We start from the raw sequence: 17708 nt of genomic DNA, 5'->3' as shown, positions 1-17708 counted from the left end.
CCTAGCACTTCGCTAGCGTAGCTTAAAATAAATGGAAAATAAAAAACTCACTGCGTTAAAACAGTTTTATTTTCTAATCATTTATTTTTAGAGCTACTAACCGCTTATGTGCATGTATGAGAATTTTGTCATTCCCGCGAAGGCGGGAATATCAGATAGCCATAAGATCCCAGTGTCAAGCACGAGGATGACGATGAATATAGAGAGTAAAAATTGGTAATGGTTTATGAGTTTGAAAAATGCTAAAACTATATTTGAACATCAAGAGTTAGAGTGGTCTAAGGTTTCTAATAAATCTAAAGCTATAAAAACTCTCGAATGGTTAGAGAAACAGCAAAACTTCAAACCATTTAAATACACTGCAAAAGGTATAAAAGCTAAGCAATATGTCGGAGTTATTTCTCTAGGTGGTCAGTTAGTCCAAGTTTTACCAAAAGTTTTTAGTAAACAATCTCATAAGATGTCATTCCGTCAGGCTGTGACCATAGAATCTAATTCTATAAATGATAGTATCACGGGCTTAATGTATCTTTTAAAGATAACTAAAAAGCTAAAGATTAATGAAGTTGAGCTAGCTAAATTATGTAAGCATACGGATAGCATGCTAGAAGTTTTTATTAGGCTTTTTGCTGATAATTTATTAGAGTTGCTGCAAAATGATTATCGTAGAAACTATGTTGCTCAAGAGGATAATCTTAAATTTGTAAAAGGCAAAATCAATTTTACAAAACATCTTCGCCATAACTATATTGATAAATCAAAGTTCTATTGTAATTATGATGAGTATGAATCAAATATTCTTTTAAATCAGCTCTTAAAAGCAACTATCAAAAAGTGTATATCATCTACAAAATCTAGTTTTGCAATATTACAAAAATGCGATCAGCTTTTGACAGATGTCGATGATAAAAGATTTACAAATCCTAATATTTGTAAGAGAGTTAAATTCACTCGTCTAAATCAAAAATATGAATATGTTTTTAACTTAGCTAAACTTTTACTTTTTGGCAATTCTCCAAAGTTGACAACTAAGGATAATTATACATTTTCAATAATGTTTGATATGAACGCATTATTTGAAGAAGCAATCTTTGAGATTTTAGATAGTAACAAAAGTGATTTTGACATAACCAATATTAAAGCACAAAGTCCACAGAAGAAAATTTTTGATAAGGGTAGTGTTGCTAACTTCAAAATGAAGCCAGATATTTATATTGAAAAGGGTGGAAAGACGATAATTGTCGATACAAAATATAAACTTATAGAAACTATAAAAGAGTCTAACTCCACTAAAAAGCAAGTTTCTCAAAGTGATGTATATCAGATGTTTGCCTATAGTCAGTATTATAGGACTGAGAAATGTATTCTCTTATATCCACAGTTTGTAAAGAGTTTTGATAATGAGTTTAGTTCGAAAGATATAGGCTTTAATCTACAAATATCAACAATAGATCTACATTTAGCAGATAATGTTAGTTACAAGGGATTTGTTGAGTTATTAAAAGAAAAACTTCAAAAGATTTTAAAAGCCGAAAACCTAAGCGAATAGTGATTATTCAAAATCTAACTAAAAGCCTTTGAGTATTGATGACTAAATAAAGATTTATCTTTTACCTTGCTAGAAGTTTTATAATAATTTCTAACACCTAAAATTGGTACAAAAACCTCAATATAAAATGTTAATATTCCAGCTAATGACATTGCAATTAGAAACATATTTTGAGAAAGACTCATTAAAACTAGTGGTGGCAAATAAGTGCATATTAAGACCTTAATGTAAGCATTTTGTCCAAAAGCATCTTTTAGTGCATCGATTACACCTATTGAAATACAACAGAAAGAGCCTATCATAGATATTAATTGAAAAGCGCTCAACATATTGCTGATAGTGTATGACTGAGTAAAAAAACTAATACTATTATTAAAAGCTATAAGCTGATTTTTACTATTATAAATACTCATCATTCCATGGTTTCCGTGTCAAAAAAATTGCCAAAATCCATGCTATATAAATCAGCGCTATGACTGTCGTACTAAAGATAAGTAACGCAACAAAAGATTTAAAAGAAATACGATTATCATAAAACTTTACTAAACTTGGGATAATAAAGTGATAACCAAAAGCATTAAATAATACAAATAAGAATGAAAATGTTCCTATTGATTGAATAGGATAGCTATTAATGCTAAGACTAATTTTGCTTGTAGAATAAAAAATTAGAAATATAGCTACAATAATAAGCGAGAGTTTAGCTACGACAAATATAACATTACTCTTGATTATAATTCTAGAGTTATAAGTTGTAATTCCACCTAGTATAAATACTAGAATCACACCAGATAATAAGTAACTTAAATTACTGTTTTGTGCAAAGTATAAGCTTACGGATGAACTAATGCCAGATATGTAAGTTGTCAGTGTTAAATAATAATATTAATAGATAACCTCCAAAAACAGTAACCTTAGCTCCTTTAAAGTTTAAGAATTTGGTAGATAGCGAGAAATATGTATTGTGCTTAACTGGGAGGTTATAAGATATCTTTAATATACATAATCCTGTAAATGTCATTATTAACCATACTAAACATATTGCCAATAAGCTTCCCACAAATCCTAAGTTAACAGCAGCTATAGGTAAACCTATGATGCCACCACCTATAGTCGAACCAATAATCAAAAATACACCTATAAACTGCTTCATATTTCATTATTTTGAATAATTATTCATATATGATAGTTTAAAAACATCTCGTTTGGAACTTTTTTATCATGAAAGTGAGATTTTTATTATTTTCTTGAATAAAAATTCACAAATCAGTTAAGCTTATTAGATGCTACCTACCGTGATAATTTAGTCTTATAGACTATTGTAAATTTGTCCTAAAATGCAAAATACTCTCCAAATGGGTTGGTTCAAAGTTATTACTTTGATTGGATTTTTGTACTATACTTATTAGCAAGATTAAAAGTAGATTTTTATAATGAAGTATTATAAGCATATAGATGGTCTTAGAGCACTAGCAGTCTTAGCTGTAGTGTTATTCCATTTAAATATTAGTTGGATTAAGTCAGGCTTTCTTGGAGTTGACATATTTTTTGTTATTTCAGGGTTTCTAATAACTAGTATTATTATTCGTGATTTAGAAAATAAGACTTTTTCTATCAAGAACTTTTATCTAAGAAGAATGAGGCGTATTTTGCCTGCATTAATTGTGGTGCTTATATTTTCGACAATTTTTGCATGGTTAATTTTATTACCTCAAGATTTAAGAGATTATTCTAAGTCGTTAGTTAGTGCTTTAGGGTCATTTTCAAATTTATATTTCTTTCATTCACTAAGTTTTGGCTACTTTAGTACCGACTCAGAATTGATACCTCTATTGCATACTTGGTCTCTAGGGATTGAAGAGCAGTTTTATATTTTTTGGCCATTGTTTTTGATAGCCGCTTTTAGTATTCCTGTTAAGCTAAAAAACCCAGTTGAGATGTCTATACATCATAAACTATTGTATGGTTGTATAATTTTGACCATTTTGTCGTTGGTTTCTTTGATATTTTTAAATGGCTCAGAGTATTACTACTTTCCAGTTACAAGAGCATTTGAGTTATTGTTTGGCTGTTTTTTGGCGATATATTCAGTTAACAAAGAAATTACTCTAAGTAAGTTGACCGCAAATATTTTAGGATTAATATCTGTTGTATTGATGCTAGTACCTATACTCTTTGTAAAAGTATTTTATCCAGGTTTGGGTATGATAGAAGCTTGTCTTGGGGCTGCTTTATTTATATATGTAGGCTTGAATAATAATGTCTCTTTTATACACAGAGTTTTCTCACTTAAACCATTAGTTGCGATTGGTTTAATATCATACTCATTATATTTATGGCATTGGCCGATAATTGCTTATGTCAATTACCTGAGTATTGATAGTACTTACTTTATCAAGGCTATTATTCTTATTGCTAGTTTTGGCTTAGCTACACTTACTTATTTCTTAGTAGAGAAACCTTTTAGATATAAGTTTAAGATGCCATTTTCTAAAACATTAGTTGTATTATGGATAATCCCAGTATTACTAGCATCTTCATTTGCCTTATGTACTAGATATATCAAAAACTTTGCTGTTAATATTCCACCGCCGATTGTAGATCTTCGTAAATTAAATGGTATTTATGGATTTGAAAGAGTTGATGAGAATAAATGTTTTTTACAAAACTCATCTCCAGAGTTTACATCAAAAATGCTGCCTCCGGAAAGTAAATGTTTAATAGGCGATGCTTCACAAGATAAAGATACAAATATACTATTTATTGGTGATTCTCACGCTCGTGCAGAGTTTCCAATGTTGGGGGTATGGTTATCAAATATTCATAAAAGTGCCTACTTAGTATCTCAAAGAAGTACTCCTTTTATAGAAAATCTTCCTAATACAGAATTAGGAGTATCAATGATTGATAGAAACAATGCGTTGAAAGACTTAATAAGAAAGCAGTCTTTTAAATATGTTGTTTTGGGTGGTGATTGGTCTGAGAAAAGTAATCAACCTTATATCTCAGGCATTGAAGAATCTATAAAATTGATAATAAAAAATCATGCCGTTCCAGTAGTAATACTGGATACACCAAAACTACCAAAAGGTTTTAATAACTATTGTATTGTTTCAACAGCTAAGTTTATTTTACTGTTTGATCCTCATCATTGTGAATTACCTTTGGAGTATGTGCAGAAGCAACAAGAAAAGTTTATTAAACTGATTTATAAGCTTAAAGCCAAGTATCCTGAAATGGTGTTGATAAATCCTAAAAAGGTCTTATGTAATGATAGTTATTGTAAGACCTCTCTAAATGGTATACCAGTATATTTAGATGGTCACCACCTAAATTACTTAGGTTCTCAAGAGATAGCTAAAGAGTATCTTAAAAAGTATGGTAATCCTTTAGCGCCTATAATTAAGTAAAGTTAGGAAATGTAGTTTTTAGTATGAAATCACAATTTATACAATATAATGACTCAAATAATGAGGTGCTATATCAAAGGTGCAAACCTGTAAATGATATTCAAAGTTCTGAAATACAAAATATCATAGCTGAAATGTATGAAAAAATGCAAGGCAATGGTATAGGACTTGCGGCTAATCAAATTGGCTATCCTTATCAAATATTTATGATAGAGTTTGATAGTTCTAATGCAAGATATCCATTAAGTTTTGATAGTGTTCCTTTTCAAGTTTTTATAAATCCTAAAATTACAAAAGTGTCTGAGGAACGAGTTAGTTTTTGGCATGGCTGTTTAAGTGCCTTAGAAGAAAAAAGAGGTAAGTTAGCAACATATAAAGAGATTGAGTATGAAGCATATAACCAGCATGGTAAGAAAATTACAGGTAAGTTAGATTCCATAGCTGCGGTAATATTTCAACATGAGTTCAATCATCTGCTTGGTTCTGTGTATGTTGATTTTGATACTGAATATATGGATAACGAAGAGCTTCAATCAAGATTTGCTAGCGGAGAAATCAACGCTTATGAAGACTGTGGTGATGAAATACCATTGATCATAGATGATTATGTTATCGGTAACGATATTTAGGAAGTGCCTGTTTTTTGACAAAACTCTTAAATATAGAGTTGACATAATAATTAATGAGAGTATTATATCACGCATTGACGATAATAGCAGTCTGGAACCACCTGATCCCATTCCGAACTCAGAAGTGAAACGGTCTCACGCCAATGATAGTCTGGCAATGCCCAGGTGAAAGTAGGTAATCGTCAAACCTTTTTCAACTTTTTATCTTTTTTTCAAAATATTTTAAGTTTTTTTCCGAAGGAAGTTTAAATATAGCTGACCGAAGTTAGTTTTCAAGTTAGTTATGTATAGACTCGTTATATAGCTTTATGTGTCCAGTTGTGTGGGGGCGGATCAACATAAACCTTCTAAATCAAAACCTAACTAAGCCAGCCATATTTAGAACAACAAATTAGATATTATTGATGCTGTTACTATGTAAGCTATAGTTAGTCCACCTAAATATATTGGTAAAGCACAAAACTGAGGTTTTAAATTTCTTCTCATATTTATCCACTTACATGTCTTTTTGTCAATGAGGCATATAATATAGCAATATAAATATTTCAACAATTAGTAAAAATTAACAAGGCTAATCAAATTTTGATAATTAGATATTTTTTTGATAAATTCAGCTAAGTTTATTTGAAATGTTTTTAGCCCCTTAATATGTTATTATACATGGTAATTTTATATGTAAAATAAAGCTTAAATGTTTAGAAGTCTTCCTCTTTTTATAGGATTAAGATATATCCGTGCTAAGAAGCGTAATCGGTTTATATCTATTATTTCTGCTATATCTTTTTTGGGTATATCTTTGGGAGTTGCTGTATTAATTACAGTAATGTCTGTGATGAATGGTTTCGATCAACAAATCAAAAATAGAATTTTGATGATGGTACCACCTTTGAAAGTATATCAGATGGGTGGGCAAGTTACTGATTGGCCAAAATTAGCAAAAGAAGTTGAGAAAAGCGCACCAAGTGTTACAGCAGCAGCTCCTATTGTGGAGTCTCAAGGATTGTTAAGTGCAAATAATGGTGGTAGTACAACTGCTTTTGTACAGATACAAGGTATAGAACCAAAATATCAAACTAAGGTGTTACCAATTGGTGATCATATCATAGAAGGTAAGTTATCATCACTAGATGATAATGAGGGGTATAATATCGTTTTAGGTAGTGCTTTAGCAAATAGCTTAGGTGTTACCGTAGGAGATAAAGTTACTTTAATAGTCCCTAAAGTAAGCTTAACACCTGCAGGGATGATTCCTAGAATCAAGCAATTTAAAGTATCTGGTATATTCTCAGTAAGTTATCAATACGATGCTTATTATGCGATGATTAATATCAAAAATGCTCAAAAAGTATTTGAGACTGGAAATTCAGTATCATCTCTTCAATTAGGCCTAAAAAATATCTACGATGCACCTATCGTGAAAAATAAACTTAATGATGACGCTATACCTCCGTATTATTTCACTCGTGATTGGACTGATGAAAACAAATCTTTCTTTGATGCTTTAAAAATGGAAAAGACAATGATGTTCTTTATCCTGTTGCTAATAATTACGGTTGCTGTATTTAATTTATTATCATCTTTAGTGATGGTTGTGACTGATAAGCGAAGTGATATAGCTATTCTTAGAACAATGGGGATGCCATCAAGACAAATTATAACTGTGTTTATCTACCAAGGATTTATAATTGGTTTAATTGGTACAGTTATAGGAGTTCTATTGGGGATTTTACTGTCGACTTATGCTACAGAGATTGTTAATTTCATCCAGCATGTTACAGGGAGACAATTCTTGAGTGCTAGCGTGTATCTGATTAATTATATCCCATCGGAGCTTATGTGGTCGGATGTACTTAAGGTTACTTTAGTTTCTATGTTTTTAAGTTTCTTAGCTACACTTTATCCGGCTTGGAGTGCTTCTAAGGTTCAACCAGTGGAGGCGCTTAGATATGAGTAATATAGTTTTAAGTTGTAAGAATGTCTCAAAAAGTTACACAGAATTTAAGACAGATATAGCTATACTCAAAAGTGTAAACCTTGAAATTAATAAAGGTGAAAAAGTCGCTATATTGGGTCTATCAGGATCAGGTAAGACAACATTGCTAAATGTTTTGGGTGGACTAGATAAATGTAGTTCAGGTGAAGTAATGCTTATGGGCGAGAGATTTGATAATCAGTCTGTTAATAAGCGTGCAAAGATGCGAAATAAGCATTTAGGCTTTATCTATCAGTTACATCATTTATTGCCAGAGTTTACAGCTATTGAGAATGTAATGATTCCATTAGCTATTACCAAAAAATATACAAAAAAAGAGTCAATAAAGCTTGCTAATGAAATTCTAACAAAAGTTGGTTTAGAGCATAGGGCACATCACAAACCTGCCGAGCTTTCTGGTGGTGAGCGCCAAAGAGTTGCTATTGCGAGAGCTTTAGTTACCAATCCTAACTGTATCTTAGCAGATGAACCTACAGGAAACTTAGATAGCCAAAGATCTGAGAGTATATTTGCTTTGATGCAGCAGCTTAGTGATGATTTTGGAACTAGCTTTGTAATTGTTACGCATGATGAGAGACTAGCTAGTCGTATGAATAAAATCTATAGATTAGTAGATGGTGAATTAGAATTAGTTGAACATACTAACTAATTTATTATTTACTGATTTTCATTAGCAAAAAATATTTTTATCTGACTCACTTTTAGTATACTGCATAAATATATAGTCTATAAGTGGTAAAGCTAATGAAGACAATTGTATTTGTATATAAAGACTCTTTAAAATCCTATAAAGAAAAATTTTTACTAAAGATTGAAAAAGATCTACAAAGTTATGAATATCATACTTTAACAGTAGATGATTTATCTGAGGTTGTAGAGATTCTCGAAGATAATTCAAGAATATGTTGTATAGTCCTTGATAGAACTAGTTTTAGTATTGAAGCATTTCACAATATTGCGCATCTTAACACTAAGTTACCAGTATTTGTCGTTTCTGATTATAACCAAAGTATCAAACTCAATCTGCGTGATTTTAACTTAAATATTAACTTCTTACAGTATGATGCTTTAGCTGGCGAGGATTCTGATTTTATCCATAGAACTATCACAAACTACTTCAATGATATTTTGCCACCTTTAACTTATGAGCTGTTTAAATATTCCAAATCTTTTAACTCATCTTTCTGTACACCAGGACATCAAGGAGGTTATGGCTTTCAGCGTTCGGCAGTGGGCGCTTTATTCTATGACTTTTATGGCGAGAATATTTTTAAGACTGATTTATCTATTTCAATGAAAGAGCTAGGAAGTTTATTAGATCATTCGGAAGCTCACAAAGATGCAGAAGAGTATATTGCAAAAGTTTTCCAAGCTGATAGATCGTTGATTGTTACCAATGGGACATCAACAGCTAATAAGATAGTTGGTATGTATAGTGTTGCTGATGGCGATACAATTCTTGTAGATAGAAATTGCCATAAATCAGTTACACACCTAATGATGATGGTAGATGTTAATCCAATATATCTAAAACCAACAAGAAATGCTTATGGCATAATTGGAGGTATACCTAAAAAAGAATTTCAGCGCCAAACTATCCAAGAAAAAATTGATAATAGTAGCATTGCAGATAAATGGCCTGAATATGCTGTTGTCACAAATTCAACTTATGATGGTATTCTCTATAATACAGATACTATTCATCATGAACTAGATGTTAAAAAATTACATTTTGATAGTGCTTGGATACCTTATGCGATATTTCATCCAATCTATAAACATAAGTCTGCAATGCAGATTGAACCAAAGCCAGAGCATATAATTTTTGAGACACAATCTACTCACAAACTTCTAGCAGCTTTCAGCCAATCATCAATGTTGCACATAAAAGGTGATTATAACGATGAAGTTTTGAATGAAGCATATATGATGCATACTTCAACATCTCCTTTTTATCCAATAGTTGCTAGTGTTGAGACAGCAGCAGCAATGATGGAGGGCGAGCAGGGCTATAATCTTATTGACAAAACTATCAATCTAGCGATAGATTTTAGACGAGAGCTAGTTAAGCTTAGATCAGAAGCTGGTGATTGGTTCTTTGATGTTTGGCAACCTGATAATATTGCTAATAAAGAGGCTTGGCTACTAAGAAATGCTGATAAATGGCATGGATTTAAAAATATAGATGGTGATTTTTTATCACTAGATCCTATTAAGATAACAATCTTAACTCCAGGCATAAAAGATAACAATGTTGAGGACTGGGGCGTGCCAGCAGATATAGTAGCTAAGTTTTTAGACGAGCATGATATTGTAGTTGAGAAATCTGGACCTTATTCATTGTTATTTATCTTTAGTTTAGGCACTACAAAGGCAAAATCAGTAAGGCTAATATCGGTACTTAATAAATTCAAACAAATGTATGATGAAAATACATTAGTTGAGAAAATGCTACCAACATTATATGCTGAAGACCCTAAATTCTATGAAGATATGAGAGTTCAAGAAGTTAGTGAAAGGTTGCATCAGTATATGAAAGAGGCTAATCTTCCTAATCTTATGTATCATGCTTTTAATGTGCTACCAGAGCAGCGACTTAATCCTCATAGGGCATTTCAGAAGTTGCTAAAAGGTAAGGTCAAAAAAGTTCCTCTAGCAGAGCTATATGGACAGACTTCAGTTGTGATGATATTACCATATCCACCAGGTATACCAGTGATATTCCCTGGAGAAAAAGTAACAGAAGATTCTAAGGTAATATTAGACTTCTTATTGATGCTAGAAAAGATAGGATCAATGCTGCCAGGATTCGATACAGATATACATGGTCCAGAGAGAGCAAAAGATGGTAAATTATATATCAAAGTGATTGAAGAATAATATTAGATTTTTTTGAAATAAAACGCTTATATTCAGCTAAAAAAAAATGTATAGTGTTGCTTATCGAGTCTAATTTTAGGTGGAAAAATGCTTAAAACTCCTCTTTATGAATCGCACATAGCAGCAAATGCTAAAATGGTAGACTTCTCTGGATGGTCAATGCCAATTAATTATGGTTCACAAATTCAAGAGCACAATAATGTTAGAGAAAACTGTGGTGTATTTGATGTATCACATATGCTAGCAGTTGATATCCAAGGTAAAGATGCTGAAAAGTTTTTACGTCATATCTTAGCTAATGATGTTGCTAAACTAGAAGCGGGTAGAGCGCAGTATGGCTGTATGTTAAATCATGATGCAGGTATTGTTGACGATCTTATTACTTATAAAATTGATTCTGAAAATTTCAGAATTGTTGTAAATGCTGGTAATAGAGAGTCGGATGTAGCATGGTTTAAAGAAAACTTTCAGGATTTAGATGTTGCTATAACTCCACAACAAAGTTTAGCTATCGTTGCTGTACAAGGTCCAAAAGCAGTAGAGGTTGTCAAGCATACTGTGACTACTGAGATTGCAGAAGAAATAGCTAAATTGAAGCCTTTTACATTTAAGTTTTTTAGTAACTGGATGTTCGCTCGAACTGGTTATACTGGTGAAGATGGTTTTGAAATAATGCTGCCAGCAGATCAAGTAGCAGATTTTTGGGATAATTTATTAGAAAATGGTGCCGAACCAGTAGGTTTAGGTGCTCGAGATACTTTACGCTTAGAGGCAGGGATGCACTTATATGGGTCAGATATGAATACAACCACAACTCCTTTAGAGAGAGGGCTTGGTTGGAGTGTTGATCTCTCTGATGAAAGTAGAGATTTCATTGGTAAAAAAGCATATCTTGCGAGAAAATCACAGGGTATAGCTACCAAATGGACAGGGGTTGTTTTGAAGTCGAAAGGCGTGCTTAGAGCAGGTCAGGAGATTGATTTTGATAATGGTGAGAAAGGTTATATAACAAGTGGTAGCTTTTCACCTACTCTTAAAGTTGCAGTAGCATTAGCTTATGTACCTAAAGAGGGTGCTAATCCAGTCGTAAATATACGTGGTAAACAATTAGAAGTAGAATTAGTTAAGGCAAAGTTTGTCAAAAATGGACAATCTTTGATTTAAAACAATAAATATTTTCACAACAATAATTAATCGTAGTCAATACGGAGGTATAAAATGTCGAATATTCCTAATGAATTAAAATACACAAAATCTCATGAGTGGGTTAAAGTAGATGGTGAGGAAGTTACAGTAGGTGTTACCGAACATGCTCAATCTTTATTAGGTGATTTAGTATATGTTGAGCTACCAGAGGTTGGAGAAGAATTCTCAGCTGGAGATGATACTTGTGTTGTTGAATCTGTGAAAGCAGCTTCTGATGTGTATGCTCCTCTTGATGGCGAGGTTATTGATGTGAATGAATCATTAAGTGACGATCCTTCTCAAGTAAACCATGCACCATATAGAGATGGATGGTTATTTAAACTCAGAATTTCTGATGAATCTCAACTGGCAAATCTATTGTCTGCTGATGCTTATGCAAAAACTTTAGAAGACTAATTAGTATAAACCTTTAGAATTTCTATTTAGTCTTTATAAAATTCTATATACAAAGACATGGAGGAAATATGTCTTTTATTCCACATAAACCAGAACAAATCAAAAAAATGCTTGATACTATTGGAGCTAACTCCGTAGATCAACTCTTTGATGAAATTCCAGCTCAGTTAAGAGCCGATACTCTACAAATTCCTGATGGAATCAATGAGATGGAGCTAGCTAGGGTAGCTAGAAAAAGAGCAAATAAGAATCATCATAATACAAATTTTATAGGTGCTGGTGCTTATAGTCATCATATACCTGCTGCTATATGGGATATAGTAGCTCGAGGAGAGTTCTATACAGCATATACTCCATATCAAGCAGAGGCGTCTCAAGGTGGCTTACAAGTTATATACGAGTTCCAAACTATGATGGCAGAGCTGACAGGCATGGATGCTTCAAATGCTTCGATGTATGATGGGGCAACTGCTTTGGCAGAGTCAGTACTAATGGCGATTCGTTCAAATAAAAAAGCCAAGTCACAAAAAGTCTTAATAGCAGAAGCTCTACATCCAACTTATTTAAATGTACTTGAAACTATTACAAAGCATCAAGGTATCGAAGTTGATGTTGTAAATTTGGACTCTAAAAATGGTAAGACTGATGTAGCTGGATTAGATAGTTTTGCCGATACTCAATATGCTGCTGTAGTTATCCAGAGTCCTAACTTCTTAGGGCAGCTTGCAGATGTTGATGCTTTGACTAACTGGGCACATAAGCATGGTGCTTTGGCAATTGCCGTGACTAATCCTATGTCACTTGCGCTATTAAAATCACCTGCGGAATGGGGTGACAATGGTGCTGATATAGTATGTGGTGAGGGTCAACCTATGGGTGTACCATTAGCTTCTGGCGGTCCATACTTTGGCTTTATGACTTGTAAGATGCTTCATATTCGTCAAATGCCAGGTCGTATTGTAGGTAGAACAGTAGATTTAGATGGTAACGAAGGTTTTTGTTTGACGCTACAAGCTAGAGAGCAACATATACGTCGTGCTAAAGCTACTTCAAATATCTGTACTAATCAGGGCTTAATGGTAACAGCTGCAACTATTTACATGAGTCTATTAGGTGCCGAAGGTTTAGAAAGAGTGGCGAGTGTATCTCATGAAAATACTACTAAGCTAGCAAATGAATTATCTAAACTAGATGGAGTAAATGCTAGATTTAATAATTTATTCTTTAATGAAGCAGTGATCGATTTACCTGTAAATGCGCAAGATTTTGTAACTGAGATGGAAAAAGAAGGTATAGATGCTGGTTATTTCTTAGGTGAGTATCATACTGATTTAGCTAACTCTATTATGGTTTGTGCTACAGAGATTCATACATCTGAAGATATCAAAGAGTACATAGAAGCTACCAAAAAAGTTTTAGCTAGGATAGGAGGTTAATTTAAATGGTTATTTTTGAAAAAACTAGAGGTAAAAACTCGCCATCTGTAATGCCTAGCAAAAAAGGAGATGTTTCAAATATCCCTGCAAATATGCTTCGTTCTAAAAAACCAATTTTACCAGAACAAGCTGAGCTTGATGTTGTCAGGCACTATACACAACTATCACGCAAGAACTTTTGTATAGATACGAACTTCTATCCGTTAGGTTCTTGTACTATGAAATACAACCCGCGAGCGGCGCATAAGTATGCTTCATTAGCAGGATTTTTAGAAAGGCATCCTTATGCAAGTGTCCAGAGTGTTCAAGGTACTCTTGAGTGCTTGTATGATTTACAAGACCTAATCAAAGAGCTAACTGGTATGACAGGTGTATCATTAGCTCCTATGGCTGGTGCACAAGGCGAGTTTGCTGGTGTTTCTATGATTAAAGCATATCATCACAAGCGAGGCGATTTTGAACGTAATGAGATTATTGTACCTGATGCTGCTCATGGTACTAATCCAGCTACTGCAAAAGTTTGTGGTCTGAAGGTTATCGAGATTCCAACTAAAAAATGTGGTGATATTGATATCGAAGCCCTAGATAAAGTACTTGGGCCCAAGACTGCTGGTATTATGTTGACTAATCCATCTACAGTTGGTGTGTTTGAGAGAAGTATTGCTGTGATCGCCAAGAAAGTTCATGAAGCTGGTGGCTTACTGTACTATGATGGTGCGAACTTAAACGCAATCATGGGTAAAGCTCGTCCTGGTGATATGGGATTTGATGTTTTACACATGAATCTTCATAAGACTTTTGCTACTCCTCATGGTGGTGGTGGCCCAGGTGCTGGTCCTGTAGCTGTTAATGATAAGCTGAAAGAGTTTTTACCTGTACCGATGGTTGGTAAAAAAGATGATAAATTTGTATGGCTAGAAGAAAAAGATATACCAAATACTATCGGTAGATTATCAGCATTTAATGGTAATATTGGTGTATTAATTAGAGCATATATTTATGGGGCAATGCTTGGTGGCAATGGTCTAACAGAGGCCTCTGAAATAGCTACTCTAAATGCTAACTATATGATGGCTCGCTTAAAAGAAGAAGGCTTCACAATTGCATATCCTGAGAGAAGAGCATCTCATGAGTTCATTGTAACTTTGAAGCCTGAGTTCCAAAATTATGGTGTAACAGCTACTGATTTTGCTAAGTGCTTGATAGATAGAGGTGTACATGCTCCTACTATGTACTTTCCGTTATTGGTACCCGAGTGTCTATTAATAGAACCTACTGAAACTGAAAATGTTGATAGTATGGAGAAATTTATCCAAGCAATGGTAGAAATCAGAGATATTGCTAAGAAAGATCCTCAGTATCTAAAAGGAGCTCCTTATAATCTACCAGCGCGTCGTCTTGATGATGTCAAAGCAGCTAAAGAGCTAGATATTGTTTGGCAGCCTAAGTAAAAATATTATCTAAACTAAAGCATGAAGCTTTGTTTTTCGTTGCTTACTTCGTAAGCTATAACGAAATATTTTTTGCATGGCAACCACACCCTGCCATAGAAATGGCACCCCTCTCAAGAGGGGTGCTGTATGCAAAATTGCCTAGCACTGCGCTACCGCATTTCAATCCAATGAAAAAATAAAATGAACTCGGACAATTCTATTTTTAATTCATTGTCTTCAGTAAAAGCTAATCGCTAATGTGCAGATACTTATCTACGTGGTATCTGATTCTAGCTATATACTAAATCACTAGTTGTTTGCATTAACTCGCATTGGAATTAGTACAAATTTCTTTATAATCCTTGTAGATTTATCAAAAAAATATATACATGCCTACAAACCATAATATAGTCAAAACTATATTTGTAATAAATATAGTTTTTATAACTTTATCTTTTTATTTTCAGAGTGAATTATCTAGTAATCTTGCAGTACTATGTGCAGCTATATCACTTATGACAAGTGTGATTTTTGATAAGAAGATTTTCAATTCAAATCTATTTTTATTTTTATCAACCTTGCCAATTTATTTGATAATACCTCTTTATCAAAATCCAATGCTTGCAACATTATTAATCACACTATTAATATCTGCACTAGTATATAAAAAGCAGATTTTTGGGCTATTTAATTTTGGGGAAATAAAAGATATTAAAATCTGGTTAGCAGTAGCGCTTGTATCTGTAGTAGCTTCAATAAGCTTGATAGTTTGGGAGATATTAACAAGTGAGCTAACTGGAGTTGGAGAGGCAACTTCTCAAGAGCTTGCGAAGCTTAGTACTATTGTAATTTTAATGCTAATACCTGTTGGAGCATTATTAAATGCAATTGTTGAAGAGGTTGTTTTTAGAGGAATTATCCAAACTGAATTGACTAAAGTTTTTAGTATTTCCGTAGCAATATTTTTACAAGCATTTTTATTTGCCGGATTTCATTATGCGGGAGGGTTCCCTAATGGGTTAATAGGTTTTGCGATGACTTTTGTCTATGCTTGTGCTTTGGGTTTGATGAGATGCAAAGTCAAGGGATTATTTGCTCCTATCATTACTCATACATTTGCAGATATGACAATTTTAATATTTTTGTGGGTGTATTTTTAGAGCTAAAGTTTTTATGCTCATTAGTGTATAATTTTCGTTATATGCTAATCCTTTCAAACTATTAGATGCGTAACATTTTCTTAAAAATATCTAGTATTCTTTTATTGGCCTTTTTATCTATAAATTATACTTTTGGATATGCACATACCCATTTAATGCTAGAAAATAACTGTAGTACTGATGCTGTATTTACGATTAAAGAAAAAAATAACAAATCAACTTTCACAAAGACACTAAAACCACACCAGTACTATATAACGAAAGAGCTAGCAAATGACAACTTCATGGATTCAACAACATCGTATTATGATATTGGCTTCAAATCTAAAGATTCGTCAGGTTCTGTAGAATACGAGTTATCAAATGGCTTTTTTTATTTTGGTAAAAAGGGTGCAAATAGAGCTTTATTTAAAGATTCAAAAGGTAATATAGAAATAAATCATCAGTTTGACAATGATGGTTATGAATATTATTGGACTAACTATTCAGTGAACCTCAAAACATTGATAAACGGTAGTTTAATAACACCAACTTTTACAGTTTCTGCATGTCATCAAGAGCTAGATATATTTGATAGTTTATTATTTGGTGTCAAAAGAATAATGATATTTGGTGATAGCTTAAGTGATAAAGGCAACCTATATAAGTACTCATTACAGCTTTTACCAAAATCAACACCATACTATAGAGGGATGTTTTCTAATGGTGAGGTATGGTCAGAACAGTTTGCAAATAGACTTTATTTAAATAATATCCCTGTGAGTAACTATGCAGTAGGTGGTAGTTCGGTTATAGTGTTTCCTGAATGGGCTGAGAATAGTACCCCATACGTTTTAGATAATCAGGTCAACTTGTACCTAGATTTAGAGGCTAATGATGATATAAAAGACAATTTAGCAATATTCTTTGTCGGAGGTAATGACTACCTAACTACTAATCCAGAGATGACTGATATTGATGGAGCAGTCAAACAAGTGACCGATGGTATTATCAATGCTATTGAAAAAGTATCAGCGAAACAGACAGTTATTGTTGGACTACCGGATCTAAGTATTACAGGAGAGTCTAAATCACTTAGCAATGAAAAAATTCTCAAAAAAATATACAAACAGCATAACAAAATTTTAAGAGAATATGCAGATAAGCATAAAATGAAGTTTATAGATATTGCTACAGTATTTGATGAAATGGTAAATAATACTAAGAGCTTTAATAAAAAATATAATGCAACTATAAGCTTGGATCATATTAAAGATTCTTGTTGGTTGGGAGGATATTTTTTATCTGAGAAGTCTAGTATTGATAGTGCATATAATAGCCTAGAGGCTAACGCCAAAACAGACTCTAAAGTCAAAATGAATGATCTATTAGATCAGCCATCGATGCAAAGTGTTATAGATGCAGGATATGCTGGTAGTATGTGTGATAATCCCCAAGATTATGCGTTTTGGGATCATGTTCATCCTACCTATCAAGTGCATAGGGCATTATATAACTATATATTGTCAGAATTAGGAGTTAGGCCTGTCACAAGAGATAAGTGATAGTGATTTTTCAAAATTTTGTTAAATAATCATTTGACAAAGATAATTCTAAGTAATATGCTGAAAGGTATG

The 17708-nt window shown here is 32.9% G+C and carries 15 protein-coding genes and 1 rRNA gene; 13 read left to right on the top strand and 3 right to left on the bottom strand.

The window, feature by feature from the left end:
- Positions 1-226 precede the first annotated feature (226 nt).
- Positions 227-1549, top strand: a complete 1323-nt coding sequence (locus tag F7308_RS09165; RefSeq protein ID WP_013923593.1) for an McrC family protein — start codon at positions 227-229, stop codon at positions 1547-1549.
- 14 nt (positions 1550-1563) lie between these two features.
- Here F7308_RS09165 and F7308_RS10445 read toward each other — a convergent pair whose 3' ends face one another.
- From F7308_RS10445 to F7308_RS10435, 3 genes are read right to left on the bottom strand one after another with little or no spacing between them, the layout of a single operon-like run.
- Positions 1564-1965 (bottom strand): aromatic amino acid transport family protein, encoded by a 402-nt coding sequence (locus F7308_RS10445; protein WP_013923592.1) that lies wholly within the window; start codon positions 1963-1965, stop codon positions 1564-1566.
- Complete coding sequence (locus tag F7308_RS10440; RefSeq protein ID WP_269562929.1) at positions 1949-2398, bottom strand: aromatic amino acid transport family protein; 450 nt, start codon at positions 2396-2398, stop codon at positions 1949-1951. The genes F7308_RS10445 and F7308_RS10440 overlap by 17 nt, the downstream gene beginning before the upstream one ends.
- Entirely contained in the window at positions 2394-2702 is a 309-nt protein-coding gene (locus F7308_RS10435) for an aromatic amino acid transport family protein (RefSeq protein WP_013923590.1), read from the bottom strand. The genes F7308_RS10440 and F7308_RS10435 overlap by 5 nt, the downstream gene beginning before the upstream one ends.
- A 280-nt stretch (positions 2703-2982) precedes the next feature.
- Between F7308_RS10435 and F7308_RS09155 the strand changes: the two genes are divergently transcribed.
- From F7308_RS09155 to F7308_RS09100, 12 genes are all read left to right on the top strand, one after another.
- Positions 2983-4959: an acyltransferase family protein gene (locus F7308_RS09155; RefSeq protein WP_013923589.1), complete on the top strand. Its 1977-nt coding sequence runs from the start codon at positions 2983-2985 to the stop codon at positions 4957-4959.
- A 23-nt stretch (positions 4960-4982) separates the two neighbouring features.
- On the top strand, positions 4983-5588 hold the full coding sequence (locus tag F7308_RS09150; RefSeq protein WP_013923588.1) for a peptide deformylase: 606 nt from the start codon (positions 4983-4985) through the stop codon (positions 5586-5588).
- Between the two features lie 73 nt (positions 5589-5661).
- A 5S ribosomal RNA gene (rrf, locus tag F7308_RS09145) occupies positions 5662-5776 on the top strand.
- A 503-nt stretch (positions 5777-6279) separates the two neighbouring features.
- Positions 6280-7542, top strand: coding sequence for a lipoprotein-releasing ABC transporter permease subunit (locus tag F7308_RS09140; RefSeq protein WP_013923587.1), 1263 nt, complete (start codon positions 6280-6282; stop codon positions 7540-7542).
- Positions 7535-8230: a lipoprotein-releasing ABC transporter ATP-binding protein LolD gene (gene lolD, locus F7308_RS09135; RefSeq protein WP_013923586.1), complete on the top strand. Its 696-nt coding sequence runs from the start codon at positions 7535-7537 to the stop codon at positions 8228-8230. The genes F7308_RS09140 and lolD overlap by 8 nt, the downstream gene beginning before the upstream one ends.
- A 95-nt stretch (positions 8231-8325) precedes the next feature.
- Positions 8326-10461 carry a lysine decarboxylase LdcC gene (locus tag F7308_RS09130; protein ID WP_013923585.1) on the top strand — a complete coding sequence of 712 codons (2136 nt, stop codon included), beginning with the start codon at positions 8326-8328 and terminating at the stop codon, positions 10459-10461.
- A gap of 87 nt (positions 10462-10548) precedes the next feature.
- Positions 10549-11625, top strand: a complete 1077-nt coding sequence (gene gcvT / locus F7308_RS09125) for a glycine cleavage system aminomethyltransferase GcvT (RefSeq protein WP_013923584.1) — start codon at positions 10549-10551, stop codon at positions 11623-11625.
- Positions 11626-11679: 54 nt separating this feature from the next.
- Positions 11680-12063, top strand: coding sequence for a glycine cleavage system protein GcvH (gene gcvH / locus F7308_RS09120; protein ID WP_013923583.1), 384 nt, complete (start codon positions 11680-11682; stop codon positions 12061-12063).
- Between the two features lie 68 nt (positions 12064-12131).
- The gene (gene gcvPA / locus F7308_RS09115) at positions 12132-13499 is read left to right on the top strand and encodes an aminomethyl-transferring glycine dehydrogenase subunit GcvPA (RefSeq protein WP_013923582.1); all 1368 of its coding nucleotides are present in this window, start codon (positions 12132-12134) and stop codon (positions 13497-13499) included.
- Between the two features lie 5 nt (positions 13500-13504).
- Complete coding sequence (gene gcvPB / locus F7308_RS09110) at positions 13505-14950, top strand: aminomethyl-transferring glycine dehydrogenase subunit GcvPB (RefSeq protein WP_013923581.1); 1446 nt, start codon at positions 13505-13507, stop codon at positions 14948-14950.
- Between the two features lie 371 nt (positions 14951-15321).
- Positions 15322-16092, top strand: coding sequence for a CPBP family intramembrane glutamic endopeptidase (locus F7308_RS09105; RefSeq protein WP_013923580.1), 771 nt, complete (start codon positions 15322-15324; stop codon positions 16090-16092).
- A gap of 155 nt (positions 16093-16247) precedes the next feature.
- Entirely contained in the window at positions 16248-17636 is a 1389-nt protein-coding gene (locus tag F7308_RS09100; RefSeq protein ID WP_013923579.1) for an SGNH/GDSL hydrolase family protein, read from the top strand.
- Positions 17637-17708: the final 72 nt, after the last annotated feature.

It is taken from the genome of Francisella salina, from assembly GCF_000219045.1.
In the GTDB taxonomy this organism is placed as follows: domain Bacteria; phylum Pseudomonadota; class Gammaproteobacteria; order Francisellales; family Francisellaceae; genus Francisella; species Francisella salimarina.
The sequence above is the reverse complement of the archived record's forward strand: the minus strand, read 5'-3'. Positions and strand labels throughout refer to the sequence as shown.

Bases quoted from the DNA above. Each gene is read 5' to 3' on its own strand.
- F7308_RS09165 (WP_013923593.1), top strand. From the start codon at position 227: ATGAGTTTGAAAAATGCTAAAACTATATTTGAACATCAAGAGTTAGAG.
- F7308_RS10445 (WP_013923592.1), bottom strand. From the start codon at position 1,965: ATGATGAGTATTTATAATAGTAAAAATCAGCTTATAGCTTTTAATAAT.
- F7308_RS10435 (WP_013923590.1), bottom strand. From the start codon at position 2,702: ATGAAGCAGTTTATAGGTGTATTTTTGATTATTGGTTCGACTATAGGT.
- F7308_RS09155 (WP_013923589.1), top strand. From the start codon at position 2,983: ATGAAGTATTATAAGCATATAGATGGTCTTAGAGCACTAGCAGTCTTA.
- F7308_RS09150 (WP_013923588.1), top strand. From the start codon at position 4,983: ATGAAATCACAATTTATACAATATAATGACTCAAATAATGAGGTGCTA.
- F7308_RS09140 (WP_013923587.1), top strand. From the start codon at position 6,280: ATGTTTAGAAGTCTTCCTCTTTTTATAGGATTAAGATATATCCGTGCT.
- lolD (WP_013923586.1), top strand. From the start codon at position 7,535: ATGAGTAATATAGTTTTAAGTTGTAAGAATGTCTCAAAAAGTTACACA.
- F7308_RS09130 (WP_013923585.1), top strand. From the start codon at position 8,326: ATGAAGACAATTGTATTTGTATATAAAGACTCTTTAAAATCCTATAAA.
- gcvT (WP_013923584.1), top strand. From the start codon at position 10,549: ATGCTTAAAACTCCTCTTTATGAATCGCACATAGCAGCAAATGCTAAA.
- gcvH (WP_013923583.1), top strand. From the start codon at position 11,680: ATGTCGAATATTCCTAATGAATTAAAATACACAAAATCTCATGAGTGG.
- gcvPA (WP_013923582.1), top strand. From the start codon at position 12,132: ATGTCTTTTATTCCACATAAACCAGAACAAATCAAAAAAATGCTTGAT.
- gcvPB (WP_013923581.1), top strand. From the start codon at position 13,505: ATGGTTATTTTTGAAAAAACTAGAGGTAAAAACTCGCCATCTGTAATG.
- F7308_RS09105 (WP_013923580.1), top strand. From the start codon at position 15,322: ATGCCTACAAACCATAATATAGTCAAAACTATATTTGTAATAAATATA.
- F7308_RS09100 (WP_013923579.1), top strand. From the start codon at position 16,248: ATGCTAGAAAATAACTGTAGTACTGATGCTGTATTTACGATTAAAGAA.